Below are 24,787 nucleotides of genomic sequence, written 5' to 3' on the forward strand. Positions count from 1 at the left end.
GGCTCACCCCTTCGCAATCAGGTCATAACGGTTCCTTGGGCGGCTCAGTCCCAAATGCTCCCGGAAGGTGCTGCCTTCATACTCGGTGCGGAACAAGCCTCTGCGCTGAAGCTCCGGCACAACCAGCTCCAGGAACAGATCCAGACCGCCAGGCATATAGGGAGGGCAAACATTGAACCCGTCGGCCGCTTCATCCCGGAACCACTCTTCGATGATATCCGCTACCTGCTGCGCGCTGCCGACCACGAGCAGATGCCCGCGGACCGTGACGGTGAAGAAATAGAACAGGTCCCTGATCGTAATATCCTCGCGTCCGTTCGCCCCTCTGGCCAAGTCGGCCCAGTGCAGCGCGGCTTCCGAAGCGGATAAGTCAGGCAGCGGATCCTCCAGCGAATATCCCCTCAGGTCGATTCCGATCTTATCCGAAAGGGGACCCAGATCGAAATCGGTCACCACCAGTTCGTTCAGCTCCGCATATTTGGCCCGTGCTTCTTCCTCCGTCCGGCCCACGATCGGAACCAGCCCGGGAAGGACCTTCAAATCCGAAGCTTCCCTTCCATACGCTGGCAGGCGCTCTTTCACTTCCTTGTAAAATTTCACGGCGACTTCTTTGACGTTCGTTCCGGTGAAGACCATGTCGGAGTATTGGGCCGCCAGCATTTGGCTGCGCAGGGAGGTTCCTGCCGTGATCAGCGGAAGCTGTCCCTGTATCGGACGCAGAATGTTCAGCGGCCCGGCGACGGAGAAGTGCTCGCCGACATGGTCCAGGGCATGCACCTTGCTGCCGTCGGCGAACACGCCGCTTGCCTTGTCCCGCGGAAGGGAGTCATCCTCCCAGGTGTCCCACAGTCCGCTGACGATTTCGATGAATTCCTCGGCATAGTCGTACCGCTTGGCGTTATCCCAATGCTTCTCCCGGCTGAAATTCAGCGCAGCCCGCGTATCGGAGCCTGTCACGACATTCCATGAGGCCCGGCCCCGGCTGAGATGATCCAGCGATGCCGTGAAGCGTGCGATGTTGTAAGGCTCGGCATAGGTGGTGTTCACCGTGCCGATCAAACCGATTTTATCCGTTGCCGCTGCCAGATAGGACAGCATGGTGAACGGCTCCAGCCGCGTCATTTGGGAAGGGAATAAATGCTGCATATCCGCGCTCGTGGCCAATCGGTCCCCTAGGAAAAAGAAATCGAACTTGGCCTTTTCAAGCTTCTGGGCGACCTCCTTCAGGAACTGGGGATCGTAAGCCCCGTCCGTTTTGCCTTCGGGCAGCCTCCAGCCCGCGGGATGATAGCCCGTCCCGAATAAGAACAATCCAAGATGCAATTGACGACGTTTTGAACTCATGGTTGTGTCACCTTCCTGATCCATATTGGTTATGGTTGATCATGATCATGCCGAATAGGTACTGGCGTTATATCTGCTTGATCCGCGGAATTCCTCCGTCAAGCGGTCGATCTCCTGCAGTTCTTCCTCTGTCAGCCGTTCATCCGAATGCTTCAGCGTATCCGCGATGTGCTCAGGCTTCGATGCCCCGACAATGGCTGACGTGATGCCAGGGCGGCTGAGCACCCAATTCAGGGCGAACTGCGGAAGCGTCCATCCCCGCTGTTCGGCCAGCGGCCGGATCCCCTCCACGACGGAAAGCGCATGCCGCTGGTTCAGCAGCAATCGTAACCGCTGCTCGCCTGCAGCTAGGCGCGAGTCCGTTGGGGGAGCTTCGCCCGCCCGATATTTGCCGGACAATATGCCCCGGCCGAGCGGACTGTACACGATAACCCCGACCTGCTCGGACTGGGCAAAGGGAATCAGCTCGCGTTCAATCTCTCTAGTAATGAGACTGTATTCCGGCTGTACGCTTTCGAACCGGCGAAGGCCATGCAGCGCACTGATGCCGTGGGCTTTGGCGAGCTGCCAAGCCGCATAGTTCGAGCAGCCGATGTAACGCACTTTCCCCTGCCGTACAAGATCCGTAAGCGCATCAAGCGTCTCGTCCAGCGGGGTTAACTCATCAAACCGATGTACTTGATAAAGATCGATATAATCCGTTTGGAGCCGGGCAAGACTGTTCTCCAGCGCACGGTAAATATGATAGCGGCTTTGGCCCTGGTCATTGATGCCGGGTCCGATGCGATTATGCAGCTTGGTTGCCAGGAGAATGTCCTGTCTTCGCTCCTTCAGCAGCCTGCCCAGAATTTCTTCCGATTCCCCGAGCTGCTTGACGTTTCCGTTATCCATGCCCGTGCCGTAAACGTCAGCCGTATCGATCAGATTGATGCCGGAACCAAGCGCTTGATCCAATACGGCGGCCGAATCCCTCTCATCGATCCAGCGCCCGAAAGACATCGTCCCGAGGCTTACCTCCGACACTTGAACCCCGGTTCTGCCCAGTGTTCTATACTGCATAATGCCAACCCCTCACTTTGCTAGATTCATAAAAAAACAACCGGAGACACCCCTCGGATCATAACTTGATCCAAGGATGCATCTCCGGTCGTCCGGTAGAATGTGCATCAATCATATTAGCGTTATAATTGTCATGTAGCCCTTAGAATCGAACGTCTCGTTCATCTCCGTTGGTTAGGTAGATAAACAAAGCATCTAATTCTATCATTTCCGATATGTTAAGTTGGATTATAACACCGTCTAATTTTGTCGTCAATTATTTTTCATGTTGGGTTTGCGGCCGGATCAGCCCGAGGTGATCTCGTAGCGTCCTGCCCGCATATTCCTCGCGAAACAGCCCCCGCTGCTGAAGCAGCGGGACTACGCGCTCCACAAACTGTTCGAGCCCGCTCGGGAGCAGAGGAGCCATTATGTTGAATCCATCGCAGGCCAAGCTGCGGAACCAATCCTCCATCATATCGGCAACTTGCCGCGCAGTGCCAACCATCGTCATATGTCCCCTCGACACCGCGTAATGCCGGCCGAGCTCCAGAATGCTCATCCCTGACTTCGCGGCCATATCCATAATCATGATCGCCCGGCTGCTGTTTCCTTCCCGCGGCAAATCGGGCAGCGGGCCGTCTGCCGGATATCCCGTCAAATCCGCATTCAGCAGCTGGGACACATACTTCACCCCTGCCTCCGGCAGAATGAGCTCGCTGAATGTCCGGTGATATGCCATGGCTTCGGCTTCGCTGTCCCCAAGGAAAACCTGCAGTCCCGGCAGAACCTTTACCTCTTCCCTCTCCCGTCCATACTCCATGAGCAAGTCCTTAAACTCGCGGTAATACTTGATCGCATCCTCCCTACTCTCGCAGGCCGTGAACACGACATCAGCCGTTCGAGCCGCCAGCCTTCTTCCGGCAGCCGAGGTTCCCGCTTCAATGATGACAGGCCTCCCCTGCGGAGATGTCGGCATGTTTAAGGGCCCTTCCACCCTGAAGTACTCGCCTTCATGATGCGCCCGATGAATCCGTGCCGTATCGGCAAAGACCGCCTTTTGCCGATCCAATACAAGGGCATCGTCCTCCCAGCCGTCCCATAATCCGGTCACGACTCGTAGAAATTCCTCCGCCCTTTCATACCGTTTTTCGTGCTCCATTAATTCCGCCGATCCAAAATTGCGTGCCTCCGCATCCTTCGTGGAGGTCACCACATTCCAGGCGGCCCTGCCGCCGCTGATATGATCCAGCGTAGACAGACGCCTGGCCAATCCGTACGGCTCGTTGAAGGTTGTAGATGCCGTTCCGGCTAATCCAATACGTTCCGTCACCCCGGCGAGGCCGCTCAACATGGTGAGCGCTTCAGGCTGCAGAAAGCTGACATTCGTCCGTAAATCCTCGATCAACGGGATCGAGTTGTTGTCCGCAAGGAATACCATATCGAATTTTCCGCGTTCGGCTGCTTGGGCGCAGCGTTTATAGAAATCGTAGTCCATCGCCCCGACCCCTGCCGAATCGGCATGACGCCATGCAGCGATATGATGGCCGTAATTCATCAGAAAAGCGCCCAGGATGATTTGGCGTTGATCTGAACCCATCACGTTCACTCCCCTCCGGTCTAGCTCTATAGATTCTTGATCTCGATGAGATTATCTACGTATTCACTGACATACTTGTTATCGTGAAGACGGGCTTGAACTTCCTTCTCCCATGTCACGGCTTCCCGCAAGGACGCAAGACCCGTCCCGATGCCATACCATGCCTCCACCTCATCCCGACGGATGGTGAAGGACCGGTCTTCAAACTTGAAGATCAGTGTATCCAAATTATCAATCATGGCAAAATTCGCAGTGGAATTATAGACCAGCGTCTTCTTCAGCATGTCCTCTTTCAGATCGCCGACCCTGGACTTGAACCGAAGCTCGGCCGTCAATTCCTCCGGATACAGCTGAAATGTGCGCTCGATGTCACGCATAGGAAGCGAAGCATTCAAATTGATCAGGTTCCCGGCATTGCCCATATATGGGCTGGCGAAGTTCAGCGAATTCCGTATATCGTGCGTCAACGGATCATTTTGCTCCGCTTCATACTGAACCGCTTGTTCATTTGCCTTGGGCTTAATGTATCCCTCCAGCGCCGCCATGCCCCCGATGCCGATAAGCAGCAGGACAACGATCAGCCAATTCTTTCTGCTCATGGTTCATTCACCTCAAGTTGAAACGTTAGTTTATAAGCTTTTTGGACCAGCAGCGGAATGATGACCGACGTCATCGGGATAACATACCGCATGACGGTCACGTAGAACGAATAAGGCCCATCGACCGACAGTTCTCGCCCAAACCATAAATCGCTGCCGTATTGAATCACGAAGGTATACATGGAGATAACCACGATAAATATCGACCACAGCCACCATGCCCACTTGCTCCATTGGTTCAATTTGCGTGCATTGATGACGGCTGTCTGCTTTTCATACCGTTTCAGATGCCGTGACATGGAAAGATACGCCGCACCGGTTAATGCAGCCAAACACAGGAGGAGCGTGTTCACCCATATCCCGATTGGTAAAAACCGGGCCGGAATGGTAGCGATCCAGGCCAGCAAGGAATAAATAAGGGCGCTCTGAAGGAGGTCATGACGGAATCGGTAGCTGTAAATTTTCTGGTTGTCGTCAATCAGAGATTCGATGTCTTCCATATTTTCGATCGCCAGACTGATCGCCGACTGATATGCTATGCCGTTCTCCATATAATCCGTGACCCGCGCCTCCAAATTGCTGAGAACCTCGTTCTTCAGATCGACAACTTCCTTGGTTTTGCGTTGATTCGCGAATAGGCGATCCACAAAAATCTCGAGGTCATGCCTGTTGGTCATTGCTACTTCAGCTCCTTTCCGTTTCCAATCAGAACATCGATAATCTCGCGTGCCGCCTTCCATTCTTCTTGGTTGCGCAGCAAGCGCTTCATTCCCTCCTGGCTGAGATTGTAATATTTACGTCTCCCGCCCTGGGTTTCTTCTCCCCAATAGGAGCGTATCAATCCCTGCTTCTCCAGCCTCCTCAGACTTGAATACAATGTAGGCTCCTTCAGTTCAAATCGATTCCCGCTTCGAATCGCGATCTCCTTAATGATCTGATAGCCGTAATTGTCTCCGTCTGATAGCACATGCAAAATAAAGGTATCAATATTGCCGCGTATCAAGTCACTGTTATGTAAGGGTTCAATCAAATACCCGAACCTCCTAACGGATGGAATGGGTATAATATAACGCACATTACTATGCATGTCAAAGTAATATTCCACACATATATTCCATTGCGATCTTCTTTGGATTGACGGTTTGCGAGCGTCTACTATATAATTCTTGAAAGTTCTTCCTATTATAAATAGGATCCCATAGAATGCTGCGCAAGAGACCCATTTATCTATATCCCATCAGTACCCGCAGGAGGAAACGGTTTTGCTTCATAAATACATTCGACGTCTGAAATACTATATTCTCCGGACCCTTCGCATGCAAAATAGCGACCATCGGATCGCTCTCGGCTTTGCCGTCGGCTTCTTCCCTTGCTGGTATCCCACCTTTGGCATCGATCTGCTGCTGGCTCCGCTGCTGGCTCGCATGGTAAGGGGGAACATCCCCTCCGCCTTCCTTGCGGCCTCCGCAGGCTCCGTCTTGTGGCCGATCCTGTTCTATCTAAACTATAGAATCGGCGTGTTTGTGCACCTGTTCACTACGTTTCCGGCGACCTTCGAAATCGAAGATGCGCTCACGGTTCCCGTTCCGGAGACGGATTATATCGTTGAAACGGACCATTTCGGCAGGTTGGGCGACATGGGCGTTAACTTTCTCGTCGGCGCCTTGATCAACAGCGTTCTTTCTACGCTGATTCTTTACATTCTGCTGCGAATCATGCTTTCCGTCTACCGCAAACCCTTGCTCCACAAGATCAAAGAATCCATTCGCAGAGGAAAATCGAAGCATTAGCCCGAAGCTCCCCCTGTAAAAGCGCCCGGAATTCTATTCCAGGCGCTTTTTTTATACCGTTCAAGCTCAATTGTCTCGGTCTATTCGTGATTTCCCCTTCAGTTATGAGCCGTTTTCTCTGGAAAATTCGGTATAAGTTGCTAAAAGTACGGCATTCTAAAGAGGATGAGCCTTACTATATACCGGCAAAGGAGGGAAGTGTCAATGAAATCGAAGGTACGGCCCGCGCTGCTCGATCCTGTTAAAATGCGGCTGGAACATTGCGAAGATGTCATCTACCAATCCTTGCGTCTCCATGGATCAACGTGTACCGTCATCTACATTGAACCTATTGTGGATATCAGCACCCTGCATGAATACATCGTCAAACCGTTGATTAAGGAAGCCGCGAAGGTTCAGCATGATTTTCTTAATTTCATTGACCGCATGGATCGCGGAGACATGCTGTCGGTTCCGTTCGAGCGTTCTTCCTCGGCCGAGTATATTGCCGATATGATCGTTGAAGGCAGAGCCGTTGTGATTGTGGAACAATTGGCGGAGGCTTATTTGTTCGACATCGTCTTGTATCAGAAGCGGGCGGTTTCGGAATCTCAGAACGAGCTGGTCGTGAACGGACCGCAGGAAGCGTTTATCGAAGACATCGGAACAAATCTATCGCTGCTCCGGCACAAAATCAAACATACGGATCTCAAAACCGTGCGCTACCAGATCGGCGACTACTCCAAGACCGCCGTGTACATGGTGTATGTCGACGGTTTGTGCAAACCTGAAATCGTTGCTCAAGTGGACCGGCAGCTGAGCAGCATGTCCATCGACGGGACGTTTGGGATCAGCACCTTGTCCGAGCAAATGAAGGAAGGCGTAAAATCCCCCTTTCCTCAGTTTCAATACACGGAACGCCCCGATTCCGTTGCCGCGTCCCTGCTTGAAGGCCGGGTTGGCATCATGCAGGACGGAACGCCGTCGGCGCTGATCGTGCCCGTCACCCTTTTTTCCCTGCTGCAGTCGTCCGAGGATTATTATCACAGCTTCTTCTCCTCCAGCTGGATTCGGATCGTCCGGTTCATGTTCGCGATTATTTCATTATTGATGCCTGCCCTGTATGTCGCTATCACAACTTTTCAGCCATCCATCATACCAACCGATTTGCTGATCACCTTAGCCGCATCGCGTGAAAACATACCGTTCTCCGCCTTAGCGGAGGCGCTGATCATGGAACTGACCTTTGAAGCGCTGCGGGAAGCCGGGACCCGTATCCCGAAGCCCGTCGGGCAGACGATATCCATCATCGGCGCCATTGTCATCGGACAGGCCGCGGTGGAAGCGGGGATCGTATCGAACCCCATGGTCATCGTGGTTTCGATAACGGGCATCGCTTCTTACATCATTCCGCACTTCGAGCTGGGGCTGGCGTTCCGCTTGCTGCGCTTTCCTATCCTCATACTTGGAGGAACGCTCGGTCTGATCGGCGTGTTTACGGCCGCCTTCCTGGTGTATGGACATATGGCTTCCCTGAAGTCGTTCAATACGCCGTATCTGCAGCCCGTTGCCCCCCTTGTCTTATCGGAATGGAAGGACACCTTCGTGCGGGCGCCGTCCATGCTGATGAAGAACAGGCCTAAAACCTATGCATCATCCAACAATTTAAGGAGACGAAAACGATAATGCTTCTACTCAAATGGTTGAAAATTCTGCTGCCATTATCGTTGTTGACCGGCTGCGGCTTCAACCTGACCAAGGTTGAGATCAACGAGCAAACCTTTGTCTTTGCCATGTACGTGAATAAAAGCCCGAAAGACGAAAGCGTGGAAGTGACGATCAGCGCCCCCTTGCCGAACCGGCTTACATCCGGACGTCAAGCGGGCGGGAAGGGCGGCGGAGATCCGTATGCCATGGTAACCCAATCCTCCACCACCGTGCAGGATGCCCTCCACCTGATCCAACGGGATCTTTCACGGCGTTTCGACTTCAGCCACACCAAGGTCGTTGTCGTAGGCAAGAGCTATGCGGAATCCGGATTAGAGGATCTGATGGATTGGCTCCAGCGGGAACCGACAACGAACATGAACATCTATATCATGGTTGCGCCCGGCGACGCGAAAAAAGTCGCCGAGCTGACGCCGGTTTTTGAACAGATGCCTTCGGAGGTGCTCATCCGGTTTGCGGACCAGCACAACATGATCACCACGAACCTGAAGGATTGTCTCTTTGCCGATTCGGGCAATCAAGGGTATGCCCTGACCTATTTGACGGCAGGCATGAAGCCTATGGTCGCTGACCAGGAGAAGCTGGAGCCGTGGACGGGAATTCAAGGCACGGCGCTGTTTCATCAACATAAGCTGGTAGCCACCCTTCCAATGGAGGAGTCGCTTGCCGTCAGTTGGGGAGTGAACGAATTAAAAGCCCCCCTGTATACCGTTTCATGGGATGAAAAAGGAAAAGCCAGCGCTTTCCTGATTTCAACCCGCTCCAGCAAATCCGTACGCATGGTTTCGGGCCATCCGGTATTCACCGTCAAGCTGAGCGGGACAGGAGATGTGATGTACAAAAAAAATCATAAGCAATTGGATACCCTTCAGGCGAAAGAGCTTATACAGCATGAGCTCAATGAACTCATTGCAGGTCACCTCAGAAAGGCCCTCCATACCTCGCAGCGGGTCGGTGCAGACGTCCTGCAGCTCGGAATGCTGGTGGACTGGAACTATCCCGATCATTGGAAGAAGGTTCGCTCCAACTGGTCCGACTATTACAAGAACGAAGTGGAGATTCAGGTGGTTACCGACATTAAGATTCGAAACTTCGGGGCCGTACTCAAAAGGAATCCGAAATAAGGAGGCGTGCCATGCTGGCTCTTGTGTTCCTCGTATACGCTTTGACGGAATGGTACTTCGCGAAGAAAAAGGTAAGGTCCCCCCGTGAGAAATGGACGATGCTCATTCTGATTCTTGCCTTTTCCGTCTGGAATGTAATCGCCTTATACACTCACGAGTGGCTGACCCCTAATCATCTGATCATGCTGCTGTTCGGCTGGCTGGATAAGCTGTAACATCTAAAAAAACGAAAGGAGGTTCGCACCCGACATGCGCAACACGCCTTGGCAGCTGTTCCGTTTCGGATTTGTCTATCTTAATGCCATACCTACGGGATTTCTAATCAGTCCCCTCTTGTGGAATTCGGCATATTTGGGATGGGCCGCGATTCTGGGCGGTTATGCGATGAGCCTGATTTTCCTCTGGTTTGCTCTGCAGGTCGGACAGTGGGATCCACGAAAACCGTGGATCGAATTCGGCAGCGCCCTGGTCAGCAAATGGATCCACTTTCCGATCGTCGCATTAGTATTCTTCTGGTCCATCAATTACATAGGGATGGATATCGAAGGTTTCACGTTATTCTTCGATACCAATTACATGCGGGAATCTCCCCAGTGGTTCATCCTCCTGATTGTGGGCCTGGTCGTTATGGTTACGGCTAGGTGGGGCATGGAGACGATGATTTATATTTCCGACGGGCTGTTTCTTGTCATCGTGGTTGCCATTGTTGCCATGAATATGTTTTTCTTTAAGGAAGCGCATTGGGATATGATGATTGCGCTGGTCAGACATCACAATTATGAGTCGGCGATCAAGGACAGTTTGTTCTGTCTTTCATTCTTCGCGGAATGGATCGTGTTCCTCTTTCTGGCTCCTTATATCCAATTCAACAAAAAATCCTTTCGCAACCTTGCTGCGGCAGGACTGTTGGTCACCATAGGCGTGATGCTCCAATGGGCTTCGGCTCTGCTGAATTTCGGCCCCTATCTAGGGCGCGAGATGCAGTATCCGCTCGTCGAATTAATGCGTGCAGCCAGCGGGTTCCTCGGCAATTCCGATCCGCTGATCATTGGGTTATGGAGCAGCTCGATGTTCTTCCACAGTGCCTTTCTAGTCCACGTTAGCGTAAGGTGTATGGCGAAACTCCTTAACCTGAAGCAAATGGATGGTCCCCTGATCGCGATCATTGGGGGAACCGCTATCGTAATTGCGTACCAGTATTCCCAAAATCCGATCCTTTTTCAGCAAGACTTCAATTCCTTCGGGATGGCGGTATTTTTCATTCTCATGGAGTTCATCCCGATTTTCTATTGGATTGCCTCCCTGTTCCATAACCGTAAGCGTAAACCAAAATCAAGACCAAAGCCTGATCATAAACCCGCTTGAAAGTTTTGAACCTTGTAATGAACCGCCCTCCCATCCTGTTCTTCGTTCGAATTTCAACATGAAAAAGAGCGGCCGTCAGCCGCTCCCATCTTACGGATCAACATGGTTAAGAAGAAATTTTCCCGGAAAGTATGATAACCCTCCGATGTTTATACTTTCTGATATCGTCAAAATACCAACATTTTATGTAAGCGCTTCCTACAAAAAGGTTCTTTTATTGTAAGCAATTGGCATATTATATAGTACAGTAGACCAGCTAAGCAAGGGTGGCAGGAGGAGGTGATCGGCATGGGCGTGAATGAAGCTTTGGCTTTAATGATTTCGTTCGCCACTCTGGTCGTTTCGATCCTTGCCTTCCATAATAAGAAATAGACCCGTCCTGGAACAGATGAATCTATTTCTTACGTCTGGTTGCAAGCAAATATCCACCTTGCGGGCGAAGATCTGCTGTACGAGGAGTCGGCGGCAACCGGCTCCTTTTGTAATACACAAAAATATCCTATTCCGGTTTTTGCGGATTTATGACTCGGCGACATCCATTACGTCTTCAGAATCGGCTGAACATCCGCTAAAATTTTCTCCATCCGTTTGGAGCTCTCCTCATACATTTTCTTGGCTTTCTTACTTTTCGTGCTGAGACTGAACAATTCCAAATCCGCCTGGCATTTCTTTAAGTTTGCATACAAGAGCTTCCGCTCCTCATTTTGGGGTACCTGGATCTGATCATCATACAAATCGACGGTCAGCTGTCCATAAGTGTCTACCTGGGCAAGATATACATCCTTGATCTTAGCGCCCTGTTTGTCCAGCTCTTCGACCAGCCATCCCTGATTGAACCCCATTACGCGCAGCGGCTCATCCATAACTTTACCATCCATAACCACAACCTGTGCGGCTTTTTCCGCCGCTACGTGGATGCCAAGATCTTTAGGAGTTAAAGGCAAATTCTCACGCTTCTGCAGAATATTAATCTCCCCGCTGGACTCCATGATGGCAAATTCCACGTCGGCGACCTGAAACACGTCTTTTTTCCGCAGCTGCTCCATTAACTCATCGGAAGTCAGCCTTTCTTTCTTTAAATTGTCTTCTAATATCTTGCCGTCCTTAATGAGCACGGTCGCCTTAAAATCGATAAAGTCCCTGGCCTTCTTGCTCTTGAGTTGCAGGAATTCAATAAGTAATGAACAGCCTACCCATACGCCCAGCCCAATTAATCCCAAATACCAGTTCGCTTCATGATCCAAGGAGATATAGGCGGCCAAGCTACCGATCGTAATTCCCGTTAAATATTCAAAAAAAGAAAGTTGCGAAACCTGCCGCTTGCCCAGCACTTTCGTCATCAGAAACAACACAACCACAGCGCATAAGGTTCTAAGTACGATTTCTAACCATTGGGCCACGATAAAGCCTCCTCATTTGATATCTCGACATAGCAATCACTATATAGATTATTGTCAAATATCCTAATTGAAATCACACCATTATTTTCCTTGCCATGCTTCATGCATGTTCTTCTCCAAAATGCGTACATTATTACGCATGAAAGGAGTGATAAAAACCAATGACCGTAGCTTCCGATGTGAAAACATGCCTCTCATCCTTAAAAAGCGCTCAGGCCAGCCTTGAGCAATTTGCGCTGTCTACGCAAGATCAAAATGCCAAGGATCTGTTCACTACCGCGGCACAACAAACGCAGCAAGTCGTAGACCAAGTAGCCCAGCGGGTTCAGCAGCTTGAACAGGAAGAGCCTCAGTATAAAGGTTTCTAAGCATTGTTTTTTTGCTTTCTCCTATGCTGAAAGCCCATGCATACCTCCTATCTTTCCCGGATAGGAGGTTATTTACATTGTGTTATTTTTTATTGAGTTATCATCACCATCAGGGTAAAGTGTTAATAACGGAGACTGAATATAAGGGGGTAATTCTATGAATAATGGTATGCGTCCTATCGATGTCATCACGTTCGGCGAATCGATGGGATTATTATATCCCGAAGGCACACGGGGCATTGGCCAGGGAGGAACCATGGCCCAGTCCTTCGGCGGCGCCGAAAGCAACCTCGCCATCGGGCTTTCCAGGCTTGGCTGCAGCAGCGGATGGTTCGGCCAGCTCGGCAACGATCCGATCGGAACCGGCATTTTGAAAACGCTTCGAGGTGAAGGGGTCGATGTTTCCAGCGCCAGACAAACGGATGCTGCACCGACCGGTCTTATGCTGAGACAGAACGTTCGCGGTCAATCCTCCGTCTATTACTACCGCAAAGGCTCTGCCGCCAGCCAAATGACGCCGGACCATGTAGACTCCGAATACATAGCCAAGGCCCGCATCCTTCATTTCACGGGCATCACCGCCGCCTTAAGCAGCAGCTGCCTGGAGACGATACGGCATGTCATTTCCGTATGCAAAACGCATGGCGTCCAGATCAGCTTTGATCCGAACCTCAGGCTGAAGCTGTGGAACATTGAGGAGGCTCGCCCCGTATTGCTGGAGCTTGCCGAAAGCTGTGATTATTTCCTCCCTGGCTATGATGAATGCAAGCTGTTGTTCGAAACGGAGGACGAGCAGGTGATCCTGGACCGTCTGCGTCAGCTCCCCGGCATGTCCGTGATCAAGAGTTTCGACGGAAACAACGTTATTATTCGGGAAACCGGGACCTACTCCCTTCCTTTTGAGCGCGTGGATAACGTAGTGGATACCGTTGGCGCGGGAGACGGCTTCTGCGCAGGCTTCCTGGCAGGCATCGCCAAAGGCTGGACACCGGAAGAGGCCTTGTCCCTAGGCGGATTAACCGGATCCCTGGTCATTCAAGCCCCAGGTGACTGGGAAGCGCTTCCGACCTGGGAGGAAGTTCAACAGCGGCGAGGAAATGCCGCCCATATCGAACGTTGACCCGCTATGATTGGATATCAAGCCATCATCTAATAGAATGCATAGATTTAGAAGGAGTGTCTAACATGAAAAAATTGAAACTGATCGAACAGATCCATCAGGCTGGCGTTGTCGCGGTCCTGCGCGGCGATTCTCCCGATGAGGTTGTAGAGATTGCCAAACGCGCGATTGAAGGCGGGATCAAGGTCATCGAGGTGACCATGACCGTACCGTTCGCTACGGAAGCCATTACGACGTTATCCAAAATGTACTCTTCCAAAGACCCGCAAGCGGACAACTATGCCATCATCGGAGCCGGTACGGTTCTGGATGCAGAAACGGCCAGAATCACGATCCTGGCCGGTGCCGAGTTCGTGGTCTCCCCAGGGTTCGACCGCGATACGATTATGCTCTGCAACCGATATCGCATTCCGGTCATGCCGGGTGCCGTTACCGTCCATGATATCGTGGCCTCGCTTGAGCTTGGCGTCGATGTCGTTAAGCTCTTCCCGGGTAATCTGTACTCTCCGTCCGTCATACCGTCTCTGAAGGGCCCGCTGCCGCAGGCCAATATCATGCCGACCGGAGGCGTGAATCTGGACAATCTGCATGAATGGATCAAGGCCGGGGCATTCGCGGTCGGAATCGGGTCCGATCTGACCAAAGACGCGCTTAAGAGCGGAGACTTCAATTTGATTACGGAGAAGGCCCGTGCTTATATCCACGCCTTTAAGGAAGCTCAAACCTCCCATAAATAATCTTTATGCACATGCCGTAGTAGTTCATAGATGGCGTTCGCTGCATGTTCATCTTCATAAATAACAGACAAGCCTATCAAGTCGATCTTGATAGGCTTGTCTGTTATTAGATCCTTCTCTTTCCGAACCATCGTTTCTGTGTAATCATGCCCGTTGTAAAACCGCCTGCAACAATCGTCAGAATGGAGTACACAAAGGTGCTTCCCGAGAGCAGAACGCCTCCGAATCCGATGATGACGGCATCCATCAGCAAAATAATGACGCCTACATTCAATGGCAAATACCTTGCCAGAAAATGAGCCAACAGATCCGTTCCGCCCGTGCTTGCATCATTCCTCAGCATCAATCCTAGCCCGGCCCCGATCAACGCACCGCCTATGGGCGCGCTGATAATCACATGGGGAGCAAAAAAACGCAAAAAATCCGTTTGCAACGGGGAGAGCAAATCGATGACAAACGAAGATATCAGCATGCCTGACAGACTATTGTAAAAGATTTCGCGATTTAACATCCAGGCGGCGATAAACATGGGGATGCTGCACAAAATGATTACGAATCCGATATGTAGGTCAAACACGTAGTTGGCGATCAGAGCAATCCCGATAACTCCGCCATCCAGAACTTTATGCGGGACAAGAAAAAAATTGGTCCCCATCGCGATCAGAAAGCTTCCGATCACGATAATGACATGTTTTCGAAATGACAGCATATCCCACATCTCCATTTATAAAGGCATGTCTTATTCATATGCTTGTCATTTCGAAAAATTGCGAACTCGCTGTCCCGCATTTGAAAAAAAATTCCATCGGAATGTCTATCGCTTATTCGGCTTTTACATAAAGCAAACGCTCGGTGCGCGCCATCACTTTGGTTTTCATATACGGATGATTCTCATAGCAATAATCCACGAAGTACCCCGGCTTCTCTCCATTCCATGGAAAAATATCGTAATGCATCGGAATGGTCAAATCGAATGCCGACGCTGCGGCAAGTTCTGCGGCTTCCCGGAAGCCCATGTTCCCGACGATGCCGTCCTTCCGGCGGAAGGCATCTCCCCCATTGATCGGCACCATCCCGATATCAATGGAGTGCGCCTGCAGCCTTTCCACCAATCCGGGATAGACTACGGTATCTCCCGCATGGTAAATCAACACGCCCTGGATGTCCACCAGGTAACCGACAAATCGATGTCCAAACTCTTCATGCTCATCCAAGGTCTCGTGGGCAGCCGGAATCGCCATCAGACGAAAGCCGTCAAACTGCTGCCATTCATCGCATACGGCCGCAAACAGCCGCTCCGGCGCCACGCCGGCACCGCGCATCGCTTCATGGCAGCATGCCGGCGCAACAAACGCTGTTTCCGGATTCTGTTTGGCGATGACCGCAATCGTTCCGAGATCCATATGATCATCGTGCTCATGGGTGATCAGGACCATGTTTGCATTCGTAATATGCTCCGGCTGCAGCGGAGCCGGAAACGCGCGCTGAAATCCCGCTTTGCGTTCCAGGTCGGCTGACATATAAGGGTCGATATAGATGACGACCTCCCCGCCCTTCAGGACAACGCTCTCCTGACCCAAAAACCATACGGCCGCCATCCCATCGGTTGTAGACGTCCGGTTGATTTCATCGATCAGCTGCTCCGGCCCCCGGCTGCTGCTGTTCTGTTCTCTCATCTCTGTCCTCTCTCCTTCCTGATACTAACATGACTCGATTATACCATGACGTACCCAGTATAAATCCGGATGTTCATAGATTCTGTTCCCCAAGAGAATCGCAGATCCTCCGTTTATTCCCGCTCGGCACACCATTCCTAAGCGTACCTTATATCAGAAAATCAGGGCTTGCCGTCATAAGAAAAAACGGGTCGAAGGTAAGCTGAATGGCTTACCCTGAACCCGTGTAATTGAGTCTAATTTCGTTCAAGCGGCTTCTTCCAAACGCCAAGCAGCACACCCGAGATCGCCGAACCAATGAGAACCGAGAGCAGGAATAGGAGCGCATGATTGGCAAGAGCAGCGACGAAGATTCCCCCGTGCGGGGCCGGAACGTTGATGCTCCACAGCTGCGTCAGCCCGCCTGCCACCGCGGAACCGAGTATACAGGATGTCAGTACGCGCAGCGGGTCGGCCGCGGCGAACGGGATCGCCCCCTCCGTTATGAAGGAAAGGCCCATCACATAGTTGGTCACGCCAGATTTGCGTTCCTGCTCCGTGAACTTATGCTTGAAGAACGTCGTGGCCAGAGCAATGGCCAGCGGAGGCACCATCCCGCCGGCCATGACCGCAGCCATCATGGCTCCGTTCGTGTTGCCGCTGGATGTGAATACGCCGATCGCAAATGCATACGCCGCTTTATTGAAGGGACCGCCCATATCAATCGACATCATCCCGCCCAGAATCAGACCGAGAATCACCGCGTTGCCGGTACCCAAATTGTTAAGAATATCAATCAGGCCGAGATTGATCCAGCTAAAGAACGGATCGAACAAGTAGAACATGATCGTTCCGGTAATCAGCAGGCCGACGACCGGGTACAACAGAATCGGCTTTAAGCCGTCAAGCGCTCGGGGCAGCCCCGCAAACGCTTTGCGCAGCAGGATAACCACGTAACCGGCCAAGAAACCTGCCGCAAGACCGCCAAGGAACCCCGAATTGGAATTGAGGGCCATCAGGCCTCCGACCATGCCGGGCATCAATGCCGGACGATCGCCTATGCTGAGCGCTATGAAGCCCGCCAGAACCGGAATCAGAAAGTGGAAGGCACCGTCTCCTCCGCCGATCGTTTGCAGCAGCTGGAAGAGCGGATGATCCTCGCCGGCAAGCTGCTCGATCAGGAAGGAGATGGCCAGAAGAATGCCGCCGCCCACGACAAACGGCAGCATGTGCGAAATACCATTCATCAGGTCCTTGTACACTTTCGTGCCTATGCTGCCCTTCTCCGCGTCCTTCGCCTTCGGCTCACCGCCGCCATCGCTGCGGTAGATCGGCGCCTCGCCGCCCATCGCCCTGCGGATCAGCTCCTCCGATTTGCGGATGCCGTCGCTGACAGGACGCTGGAGAACGGGTTTTCCGTTAAAGCGGGCCATCTCCACGTTTTTGTCGGCGGCAATGATGACGCCTGAGGCCCTGCGTATTTCCTCTTCCGTCAATACGTTCTGCGCGCCCTCCGAGCCGTTCGTCTCCACCCGGATTTCGACGCCCATCTCCTGGGCTTTCTTCTTAAGGGCGTCTTCGGCCATAAACGTATGGGCAATGCCGGTCGGGCAAGCCGTTACGGCAACCACGAACGGAGTCGAGGCCAAGGCAGAAACATCCCGTTGGTCAGCTTGGACTGCAATGCCGGATTCCCGATGCTTGTTCTCCGCTTCCTTTTGTGCGGCTTCCCTTTTTTTGGCTGCTTCCCTCTCTGCCTTGGCGGCTTCTTCAACCGCCTGCTTGGAGTCGAATAAAGCCGTTACCTCCGCCGGCGTCTCCGCCTTCATCAACTGCGCGATGAATTCCGCATCGATCAACAGCCTCGATAACGCTGCAAGGGTACGAAGATGCGTATTCCCCGCTCCCTCGGGGGCGGCGATCATGAAAAAAACATGCGCCGCCTCACCGTCCAGCGCTTCGAAATCCACGCCCCCGCTGCTCTTGGCAAACACGACGGTCGGCTCGTTAACCGCTTTCGTCTTGGCGTGGGGCATCGCAATGCCGCCGCCGATCCCCGTACTGGATTCGGCTTCACGCTTCAGGATCATCTCTTTAAACAAAACCGGATCGTTGATCCGCCCGCTGGCGGCCAGACTCCCGATCAGTTCATCGATGGCAGCCTCCTTCGTGACCGCCTTCAGATCCATGATCATCGTTTCTTGTATCATTAAATCCGTAATTCTCATGTGATTCACACTCCCTTGAAATCTTCGTGGGGATAACCGCGCCATAACCGCCCATTACCGGTTATTTGATGTGAAGCGCCTCACCACTCCGTGATCCTAACCAGAGGAAGCAGCTCATCAATCGCTTCCCTTGCCGCCAAGTCGTCCGAGAACGCCGTAGCGCTTCCAGAGGCGACCCCCGTCCGGAATGCCTCGATCGGGCCCTGGCCCTTCGCAAGCGTGCCGACGAATCCGGCAATCATCGAATCGCCGGCACCGACCGAATTCCGGACGGTACCCGGCGGAACATGGGCGTGATAGACCCGATCGGCCGTGATGAACAGCGCCCCTTCCCCAGCCATGGAAATCAGGACATGCTGCGCGCCTTTCTCAAGCAGTCTCCGTCCGTACTCCACAAGCTGCTCCCTTGAGTCAATGACGACGCCGAACAATTCGGCCAACTCGTGGTGGTTCGGTTTCACAAGGAGCGGCTTATAGGCCAATGCCCTCATTAGAGCCTCACCGGTGGTATCCATGACGAATTCGGCGCCGCCCTTTCGGCACGCTTCGATCAGACGGCCATAAAAGTCCGAACCCAGCGAAGGCGGCACGCTGCCTGACAGCACAACGATATCGCCGGCTTCAAGCTGTGACAGCTTATGGAGCAGCTCTTTCGTTTCCTCTTCCCGGATATCGGGTCCCAAGCCGTTGATCTCGGTCTCTCCGCCATGCTTCAGCTTAACGTTGATGCGGGTATCGTCCGAGATGTTCACGAAATCCGTGCGGATTCCTTCCTTGCCGAGCATCTCGTCGATATAACGGCCGGTGAAACCGCCAAGAAAACCGATAGCCGTATTATCGGCTCCCAGCTGGTTCAGCACACGCGATACGTTAATTCCTTTCCCGCCCGGAAACTTCATGTCCCGGGTCATTCTGTTCAAGCCGCCAAGCTCGATATGCTCAACTTCCACGATGTAATCAATGGAAGGATTCAGTGTAACCGTATATATCATCATGATCCCTCAATTATTTTGGTTTTCTGTGAAATGACCTTCTTCCATGATTCCGGCAAGGACTCCGTTATCAGCGTCGCTTCGCTCAGGTCCAGCAATTTGGCGAAGGAAACCTCTCCGATTTTGCTGGAATCCGCAAGGACGTAACTGGAAGCGGACAGCTGGTGGGCCCGCCGCTTGATCAAGGCTTCTTCCGGATCGGGGGTGGTGTAGCCCATCTCCGCATCCACGCCGTTCGTGCCCAGAAAGCACCGGTCAAAACGGAAGTTGTCCATATTTTGCAGCGCGATGCTTCCGATGACGGCTTTGGTATGAATCTTCATCATGCCGCCCAGCAGATAGCTTTTGATCCGCTTGCTGACCAACGCTTCGATATGGGATAAACCGTTCGTCACAACCGTGACGTCTTTGGCGTCGATGAACGGAATCATGGCTAGCGTGGTCGTACCCGCATCCAGGTAAATGCTTTCTCCATCCTCAACCTGTGCAGCAGCCAACCGGGCAACCGCGTTTTTCTGTTGAATGTTTTTGAACGTTTTTTCCTCGATTCCAGGTTCTTGTATCTTTGGGCTCGGCAGAGCAGCTCCGCCATGAATACGCTTTAGCAATTGACGTTCTTCAAGGTCGATCAAATCTCGCCTTACCGTCGATTCCGAAGCTTCAAGGAGTTCTACCAATTCCTGCAGCTTCACGACACCGCGCTGTTGTAAGCGCTCTAATATAATTCGGTATCTTTCTTCCGTCAGCATAATGAATCCCCCTCTACAGTTTATAGTATCATATTCGTCTCAAAAAACAATCTAAAACTTTCAAAAACATTCACAATCATTCAGGAAATCGATGAATGATTTACCATCCTGGCAAGCTGCAAAATTGGATGGTTTCCTCTTATGGATGACAGTTTGCCCCATAGCAAGCCGAGAAGCGTCGAAACATCTCATAAACGTTTGTAACCTGCTGCCTCTACGCTATATACTGGTAACTAGGAAACTCTCACAGTATAGAAGAGGTGACATGAATGGACCAACTGAAAGAAGCCTATGAGCGGCTCGGTCTGCCAGAGGATGCAACCAAGGAACAGCTTGACGACCGGTATACGCTGCTCATGCGCCAAACCCGTTCGCATCAAAGGCGGGAGCCGGACCGGGCGGAAGAGATCGAAGCCGAGTTTGCCGAAATCACCAAAGCCTATAAATTCATCCTGGAAGAAGAGAACCGCAAAGCTTTGGAAGAGATGAATCAGAAACGGTACGGCAAATACAAGAGGTTTGCCGGGACGGCGGAGAAAACCGACCATTTCTTCCGTTATTATAAATTCCACGTGCTCGGCGGCATTGCCCTGGTAGGCGTTCTCATTTATATCGTGATCAGCATTTTCAACCATCAGGCAGAGAAGGAACGGCTGGCCAGCCTGCCCCCGGTTGACCTGGAAGTCATGTTCCTCGGTTCTTATATGAGCCAGGATGGCGGACAGGACCTTAAACCGATCGAAGACGCGATTTTGGCCCAATTTCCCGATTGGAAACGCGTAACCGTTAACATTAACTACGTGCCTCCCCTGGATTCCAACAATCCGCAGGATGCCGCCATGCTGCAAAAGGCACTGCTGGTGCTGTCCACCGAACGTCCCGACCTGTATATCATGGATCAAACCGCCTTTGATTGGATTGGCAATCAAGGCATGGTACGCCCGCTCGAAGCGGAAGTCGAAGGCGAGCTGAAGGAACTGCTTACCCCGGAAATGCTGGTGAAGGGTACAAATGAGGAAGACGGCGCGGAGCATGTGTATGCCGTGGATATTATGGGCAGCCCGCTTGGCGAAGAACTGCCCGTCCTGAAGAAAGAAATGTTTGCGGGGATTCGCGAAGGCACGGAACGCGATGCGAATGCACTGCGATTCATTAAGCAATACTTGGAGACGTCCAAGTAACGTCGGACCCCCTCGAATATCGATACAGCCCCTGCTGCTTGGCCTTATGGCCAAACGACAGGGGCTGTTTGCATGACATTATCGATTAACAATCGAGCTCAAGGATGTAAAAGCATGTGTAGCAAATCCTTCGGAAGGTTCGCGGTGAGGGTTATTTACGCGGAAAATATAACCCTGTCCGTCAAACTCATCCACAATGTACATCTTCGTGAGGCCCTCGCCTTCGCCTATCATATACACGGATGCATCCTTCAAGACTTTGTGCCTTTCACTGCCCTCAGCTTCATGGACTTTGCCAACCTCCGCAAGCTCCTTCTCCGCCTCAAGCTTGAGTATGTCCGCATTGTAATCCGAAGGCAGCCTCGTAATCTCGACGTAATAATCCTGGTCCACATTCATGGTCAGCCTGTTGGTTTTTGCATCGAAGGAAAAAATATCGAATATATACAGCGCGTAGCCGTCACCCTCGGCCAGTTTGGCTGTTTTGGTTTCTTTCATGCCCTCCAGCTCCAACTCGAAATCCTTGGTTTCCGGAAGCTGCGCGTTCTCGGAACTCGAGCCGCCGCCTTCGTCGTCCACCGTCAATTTGATGAGGATCAACTGCTTCAAATCTTCCCCGCCTTCAACCGGCTGTTCCCTGTACTCATAGGAGACGGACTCTTCTCCCTGAAGTTTGGATATGATCCGATCCATCCCCTCGCCCAGCCGGAATGCGGTCGGACCATCGGCCGTCTCGATTTCGATCGAATTGTTGTCGATTTGACCTACGTAAGTACCGGTTCCTTGCTTAATCTCATACTTGGGCTCCTCGACCGGATTCGGATCCGCCGGCGGCTGAGAAGTCGGGCCTTCGCCGCTGCATGCCGTCATTGCCATAAGCAGCATAGTTGCGGCAGATGCTGTGATTATTTTGCTCCAACGCTTTCGCTTTGCCATATAACCACCTCCATTATGATTAACGGGAATCCTGGGGTTAATGTTGCACAATTCCCGCTTTTTGGGCGATTCCTTCGCATTCGCGTTCAAAACGACAAGAGCATTTCCTTTTCTGATCAAACAAGGTATTCTAGTAGTAATACAGACTCAAATAGTTGATAAAGGGAGATGTTCATGCCTGGTAAAATTAGAATTTTTGCTGACAGCACCTGCGACTTACCACCTTCGTGGATAGACGAATATAATATCGGCATCGTTCCGCTCTACGTCGTATTCGGAGAACAATCCTTACGGGATGGAGTCGACATTACACCGGAACAGTTGTATGCCAAAGTCGATCAGATCGGCAGCCTGCCCAAAACAGCGGCACCTTCTCCGTCCGACTTCATTGCGGCCTTCTCGCCTTCGATTGAACAGGGTGAGGATATCCTGTTCCTCAGCATTTCGTCAGAGCTTTCTTCCACCTACCAAAATGCGTTGATAGCTGCAGGCGAGCTGCCCGAAGGGCGGGTTACCGTGTTTGATTCGCGCAATCTTTCCTCCGGCATCGGACTGCTTGTTATGAAGGCTGTTCACGCGGCCAATGAAGGCTCGTCCATACCGCAAATTGTGGAGCTATTAAGCCGTACCGTAAACGAAGTGGAGTGCGAATTCGTTGTCGATACGCTGGATTATTTGTATAAAGGCGGACGCTGCTCCGGCATGCAAAACATCATCGGCAGCCTGCTCAAAATCCGTCCGGTGATCAAAGTCGTGGACGGCGGCATGATCCCGGCTTACAAGGTACGCGGCAAAAAAGAAAAGGCGCTGGATCAAATGATTCAGAATGCACTGGCTCAAGTGGATAAGATGGACAATGATCTGATCGTTGTTGTACATACCATGGCCGAGGAGGAAGCCCGTTTCCTGCAGAAGGAACTGCAGGAAAAGACAGGCGCACGACAGGTCAGCATTTCTACGGCCGGCTGCGTCATTTGCAGCCACTGCGGTCCTCAAACCGTCGGACTGATGTATACCAAGAAGCCATCATAAAATTGTTTATATCCGAAGACAGTTCTGCTTTGTTGTTCTCTGCTGCAGGACTGTCTTTTCTGTCCTTCGTCTAAGCAGAACGTTTAGGAACTTATTAAACGAGCGGCCAATAGGTTACACATGTCCATCCTAGACTAAAGTCTAGGTGAAACATTCCCCGAAGGACCGAGGACACCCCATCCCTTGCATGGTATTCTTGGAATAATCAATCTATATAAGGAAAGGAACGAAGTTTGTATGACGAAACGTACAATCTTAGCACCTCTGCTCATCCTGCTTGGCGCATACTTGCTCTTGAACCAAGGCGGTACCGTAGGCGCCGGTTCTATCTTTGCCACGTTCTGGCCTACCCTGTTCGTGATCCCGTTAGGCCTGTTTTTTCATTGGATGTACTTCTCGCTGGTCGGACGTCAGGGAATCGGGCTATTGATACCGGGCGGCATTCTGCTCACAGCCGGTATTGTCAGCCAAATCGCTTCCTTGTTCGACTCGTGGGGGTCGATGTGGCCCGGCTTTATTCTTGCCGTTGCGGCCGGATTGTTCGAGTTCTACTGGTTCGGTTCGCGTAACAAGTGGCTGCTCATCCCGATTAACATTCTGACCGTCCTGTCGCTGCTGTTCTTCGTGGTATTCTCGATCGGACCCGTACTCAATTACCTCTCGGTCGTTCAGCCTGTCATCGCTGTGCTGCTTGTGCTTGGAGGAGCTTGGCTGATGCTCGGGCGTAAGAGGCACGGGTGAGCGCACGATTGCCAAACCGTTAACAACGCATAAAGGCACTCCGAAGGTCGACTAACCTTGGAGTGCCTTTTATTTAGCGGATGCCGCCCATATCCATCAAGAAGATGCAGCGGCGGCTAAGGTTTCATTGCTTTGGAACAGATGATGGACGCTGCGGATATAACGGATGGTTCTCGTGCCGGAGTACATCATGACCGAATGCGTTTCGGCCCGCTGACCCGGCATATATTTAACCCCGCGCAGGAAATCTCCGGCCGTCACCCCGGTGGCTACGAACAGCACGCCTTCCCGTCCCACCATATCCTCCATCGTCAGCAGCTGCTCGGGATGCTTCAATCCCATGCCCTGGCATCGGACGAAATCCTCCGGCGTCTCCGGTATGAGCCGTCCCTGGATTTCTCCGCCCAGGCATTTCAAGGCGGCTGCGGCCAGAACGCCTTCCGGTGCCCCTCCGGAGCCCACGTAGAGATCGACCTCACTGTCCGTGCAGGTCTCGATCGCTCCCATGACATCGCCGTGGCTCAGCAGCTTGATCCTTACCCCGGATTCTCGCAAAGCCCTGATCATCGTGCTGTGACGCTCGCGGTCGAGAATGGACACGGTCATCTCCGACAGCGGCTTGGATAAGATCTCCGATGCTTTTCGAAGGGTAACCTCAATCGGGTCATTCAAACTCAGCTTGCCCGCAAGCTCGGGGCCTACCGCAAGTTTATGCATATAAATATCGGGCGCGTGCAGCAGGGTTCCCCGTGGAGCCGCGGCAATCACGGACAACGCATTGTTCAGCCCGTTCGCCACCGTTTCCGTTCCTTCGAGCGGATCCACCGCCACGTCCATCTTCGGACCTTTGCGGTTCCCTACGCGCTCTCCGATATACAGCATCGGCGCTTCATCCATCTCTCCTTCCCCTATGACCACGACCCCATCCATCGCTGCGGAATCAAAATGCTTGCGCATCGCTACCGTTGCGGCTTCATCAGCACTGTTCTTGTCACCTCTTCCTGTCCAGCGGGCGGATTGCAGCGCTGCTTCCTCCGTCACTCTTACAAGCTCCAATGCTAATGAACTCTCCATGATTGAA

The 24,787-nt window shown here is 52.2% G+C and carries 26 protein-coding genes; 12 read left to right on the forward strand and 14 right to left on the reverse strand.

Going from position 1 to position 24,787, the window contains the following annotated elements; all coding sequences use genetic code 11:
- Positions 1-3: 3 nt before the first annotated feature.
- The 6 genes from P0X86_RS25360 to P0X86_RS25385 form a co-directional block, all read right to left on the reverse strand.
- Entirely contained in the window at positions 4-1,344 is a 1,341-nt protein-coding gene (locus P0X86_RS25360) for an LLM class flavin-dependent oxidoreductase (protein ID WP_096776378.1), read from the reverse strand.
- Positions 1,345-1,389: 45 nt separating this feature from the next.
- On the reverse strand, positions 1,390-2,403 hold the full coding sequence (locus P0X86_RS25365) for an aldo/keto reductase (RefSeq protein ID WP_277746768.1): 1,014 nt from the start codon (positions 2,401-2,403) through the stop codon (positions 1,390-1,392).
- Between the two features lie 256 nt (positions 2,404-2,659).
- A complete protein-coding gene (locus P0X86_RS25370) occupies positions 2,660-3,982 on the reverse strand; it encodes an LLM class flavin-dependent oxidoreductase (RefSeq protein ID WP_277746769.1) in 1,323 nt (440 codons plus the stop codon).
- 26 nt (positions 3,983-4,008) lie between these two features.
- The gene (locus tag P0X86_RS25375) at positions 4,009-4,581 is read right to left on the reverse strand and encodes a DUF4825 domain-containing protein (RefSeq protein ID WP_277746770.1); all 573 of its coding nucleotides are present in this window, start codon (positions 4,579-4,581) and stop codon (positions 4,009-4,011) included.
- Positions 4,578-5,258, reverse strand: a complete 681-nt coding sequence (locus P0X86_RS25380) for a permease prefix domain 1-containing protein (protein ID WP_277746771.1) — start codon at positions 5,256-5,258, stop codon at positions 4,578-4,580. Before P0X86_RS25380 ends, P0X86_RS25375 begins: the two co-directional genes overlap by 4 nt.
- A 2-nt stretch (positions 5,259-5,260) precedes the next feature.
- A complete protein-coding gene (locus P0X86_RS25385; protein WP_090909122.1) occupies positions 5,261-5,611 on the reverse strand; it encodes a PadR family transcriptional regulator in 351 nt (116 codons plus the stop codon).
- A 232-nt stretch (positions 5,612-5,843) separates the two neighbouring features.
- Here P0X86_RS25385 and P0X86_RS25390 point away from each other — a divergent pair, with 232 nt between their 5' ends.
- The 6 genes from P0X86_RS25390 (at position 5,844) to P0X86_RS33340 (ending at position 10,939) form a co-directional block, all read left to right on the forward strand.
- Entirely contained in the window at positions 5,844-6,371 is a 528-nt protein-coding gene (locus P0X86_RS25390; RefSeq protein ID WP_213579597.1) for a DUF2062 domain-containing protein, read from the forward strand.
- A gap of 204 nt (positions 6,372-6,575) precedes the next feature.
- The gene (locus P0X86_RS25395) at positions 6,576-8,036 is read left to right on the forward strand and encodes a spore germination protein (RefSeq protein WP_213579598.1); all 1,461 of its coding nucleotides are present in this window, start codon (positions 6,576-6,578) and stop codon (positions 8,034-8,036) included.
- Positions 8,036-9,202, forward strand: a complete 1,167-nt coding sequence (locus P0X86_RS25400) for a Ger(x)C family spore germination protein (protein WP_277746772.1) — start codon at positions 8,036-8,038, stop codon at positions 9,200-9,202. The genes P0X86_RS25395 and P0X86_RS25400 overlap by 1 nt, the downstream gene beginning before the upstream one ends.
- 11 nt (positions 9,203-9,213) lie before the next feature.
- Entirely contained in the window at positions 9,214-9,417 is a 204-nt protein-coding gene (locus P0X86_RS25405; protein WP_213579600.1) for a hypothetical protein, read from the forward strand.
- A 34-nt stretch (positions 9,418-9,451) separates the two neighbouring features.
- Complete coding sequence (locus P0X86_RS25410; RefSeq protein ID WP_277746773.1) at positions 9,452-10,567, forward strand: GerAB/ArcD/ProY family transporter; 1,116 nt, start codon at positions 9,452-9,454, stop codon at positions 10,565-10,567.
- Between the two features lie 288 nt (positions 10,568-10,855).
- Positions 10,856-10,939: a putative holin-like toxin gene (locus P0X86_RS33340; RefSeq protein WP_223260591.1), complete on the forward strand. Its 84-nt coding sequence runs from the start codon at positions 10,856-10,858 to the stop codon at positions 10,937-10,939.
- Between the two features lie 167 nt (positions 10,940-11,106).
- Here the strand turns inward: P0X86_RS33340 and P0X86_RS25415 are convergent, their stop codons facing one another.
- Entirely contained in the window at positions 11,107-11,967 is an 861-nt protein-coding gene (locus P0X86_RS25415; protein WP_277746774.1) for a DUF421 domain-containing protein, read from the reverse strand.
- Positions 11,968-12,128: 161 nt separating this feature from the next.
- Here P0X86_RS25415 and P0X86_RS25420 point away from each other — a divergent pair, with 161 nt between their 5' ends.
- The 3 genes from P0X86_RS25420 (at position 12,129) to P0X86_RS25430 (ending at position 14,192) form a co-directional block, all read left to right on the forward strand.
- Entirely contained in the window at positions 12,129-12,335 is a 207-nt protein-coding gene (locus P0X86_RS25420; protein WP_009595791.1) for a DUF1657 domain-containing protein, read from the forward strand.
- Between the two features lie 157 nt (positions 12,336-12,492).
- Positions 12,493-13,455 carry a sugar kinase gene (locus P0X86_RS25425; protein WP_277746775.1) on the forward strand — a complete coding sequence of 321 codons (963 nt, stop codon included), beginning with the start codon at positions 12,493-12,495 and terminating at the stop codon, positions 13,453-13,455.
- Between the two features lie 65 nt (positions 13,456-13,520).
- Entirely contained in the window at positions 13,521-14,192 is a 672-nt protein-coding gene (locus P0X86_RS25430; protein WP_096776389.1) for a bifunctional 2-keto-4-hydroxyglutarate aldolase/2-keto-3-deoxy-6-phosphogluconate aldolase, read from the forward strand.
- Between the two features lie 106 nt (positions 14,193-14,298).
- On the opposite strand, the gene P0X86_RS25435 is transcribed toward P0X86_RS25430, so the two are convergent.
- The 5 genes from P0X86_RS25435 to P0X86_RS25455 all read right to left on the reverse strand — a co-directional run bounded on the left by P0X86_RS25435 (position 14,299) and on the right by P0X86_RS25455 (position 19,816).
- Positions 14,299-14,901, reverse strand: a complete 603-nt coding sequence (locus P0X86_RS25435) for a YitT family protein (protein ID WP_036659917.1) — start codon at positions 14,899-14,901, stop codon at positions 14,299-14,301.
- Between the two features lie 112 nt (positions 14,902-15,013).
- Positions 15,014-15,868 carry an MBL fold metallo-hydrolase gene (locus P0X86_RS25440; protein WP_096776390.1) on the reverse strand — a complete coding sequence of 285 codons (855 nt, stop codon included), beginning with the start codon at positions 15,866-15,868 and terminating at the stop codon, positions 15,014-15,016.
- Between the two features lie 236 nt (positions 15,869-16,104).
- Positions 16,105-18,075 carry a PTS fructose transporter subunit IIABC gene (locus tag P0X86_RS25445; protein WP_213579605.1) on the reverse strand — a complete coding sequence of 657 codons (1,971 nt, stop codon included), beginning with the start codon at positions 18,073-18,075 and terminating at the stop codon, positions 16,105-16,107.
- An 80-nt stretch (positions 18,076-18,155) separates the two neighbouring features.
- Positions 18,156-19,067, reverse strand: a complete 912-nt coding sequence (pfkB, locus tag P0X86_RS25450) for a 1-phosphofructokinase (protein ID WP_213579877.1) — start codon at positions 19,065-19,067, stop codon at positions 18,156-18,158.
- A complete protein-coding gene (locus tag P0X86_RS25455; RefSeq protein WP_015737090.1) occupies positions 19,067-19,816 on the reverse strand; it encodes a DeoR/GlpR family DNA-binding transcription regulator in 750 nt (249 codons plus the stop codon). Before P0X86_RS25455 ends, pfkB begins: the two co-directional genes overlap by 1 nt.
- A gap of 269 nt (positions 19,817-20,085) precedes the next feature.
- Here P0X86_RS25455 and P0X86_RS25460 point away from each other — a divergent pair, with 269 nt between their 5' ends.
- Positions 20,086-20,997 carry a molecular chaperone DnaJ gene (locus P0X86_RS25460; protein WP_036659924.1) on the forward strand — a complete coding sequence of 304 codons (912 nt, stop codon included), beginning with the start codon at positions 20,086-20,088 and terminating at the stop codon, positions 20,995-20,997.
- A gap of 78 nt (positions 20,998-21,075) precedes the next feature.
- On the opposite strand, the gene P0X86_RS25465 is transcribed toward P0X86_RS25460, so the two are convergent.
- Entirely contained in the window at positions 21,076-21,933 is an 858-nt protein-coding gene (locus tag P0X86_RS25465) for a hypothetical protein (protein ID WP_277746776.1), read from the reverse strand.
- A gap of 174 nt (positions 21,934-22,107) precedes the next feature.
- Here P0X86_RS25465 and P0X86_RS25470 point away from each other — a divergent pair, with 174 nt between their 5' ends.
- Positions 22,108-22,965 (forward strand): DegV family protein, encoded by an 858-nt coding sequence (locus P0X86_RS25470; RefSeq protein WP_015737093.1) that lies wholly within the window; start codon positions 22,108-22,110, stop codon positions 22,963-22,965.
- 237 nt (positions 22,966-23,202) lie between these two features.
- On the forward strand, positions 23,203-23,706 hold the full coding sequence (locus tag P0X86_RS25475) for a hypothetical protein (RefSeq protein ID WP_009595848.1): 504 nt from the start codon (positions 23,203-23,205) through the stop codon (positions 23,704-23,706).
- A gap of 96 nt (positions 23,707-23,802) precedes the next feature.
- Here the strand turns inward: P0X86_RS25475 and glpX are convergent, their stop codons facing one another.
- Positions 23,803-24,780, reverse strand: coding sequence for a class II fructose-bisphosphatase (glpX, locus tag P0X86_RS25480; RefSeq protein WP_277746777.1), 978 nt, complete (start codon positions 24,778-24,780; stop codon positions 23,803-23,805).
- Positions 24,781-24,787: the final 7 nt, after the last annotated feature.

The sequence above is a fragment of the Paenibacillus sp. BR1-192 genome (assembly GCF_029542445.1).
Classification (GTDB): Bacteria; Bacillota; Bacilli; order Paenibacillales; family Paenibacillaceae; genus Paenibacillus_AQ; species Paenibacillus_AQ lautus_A.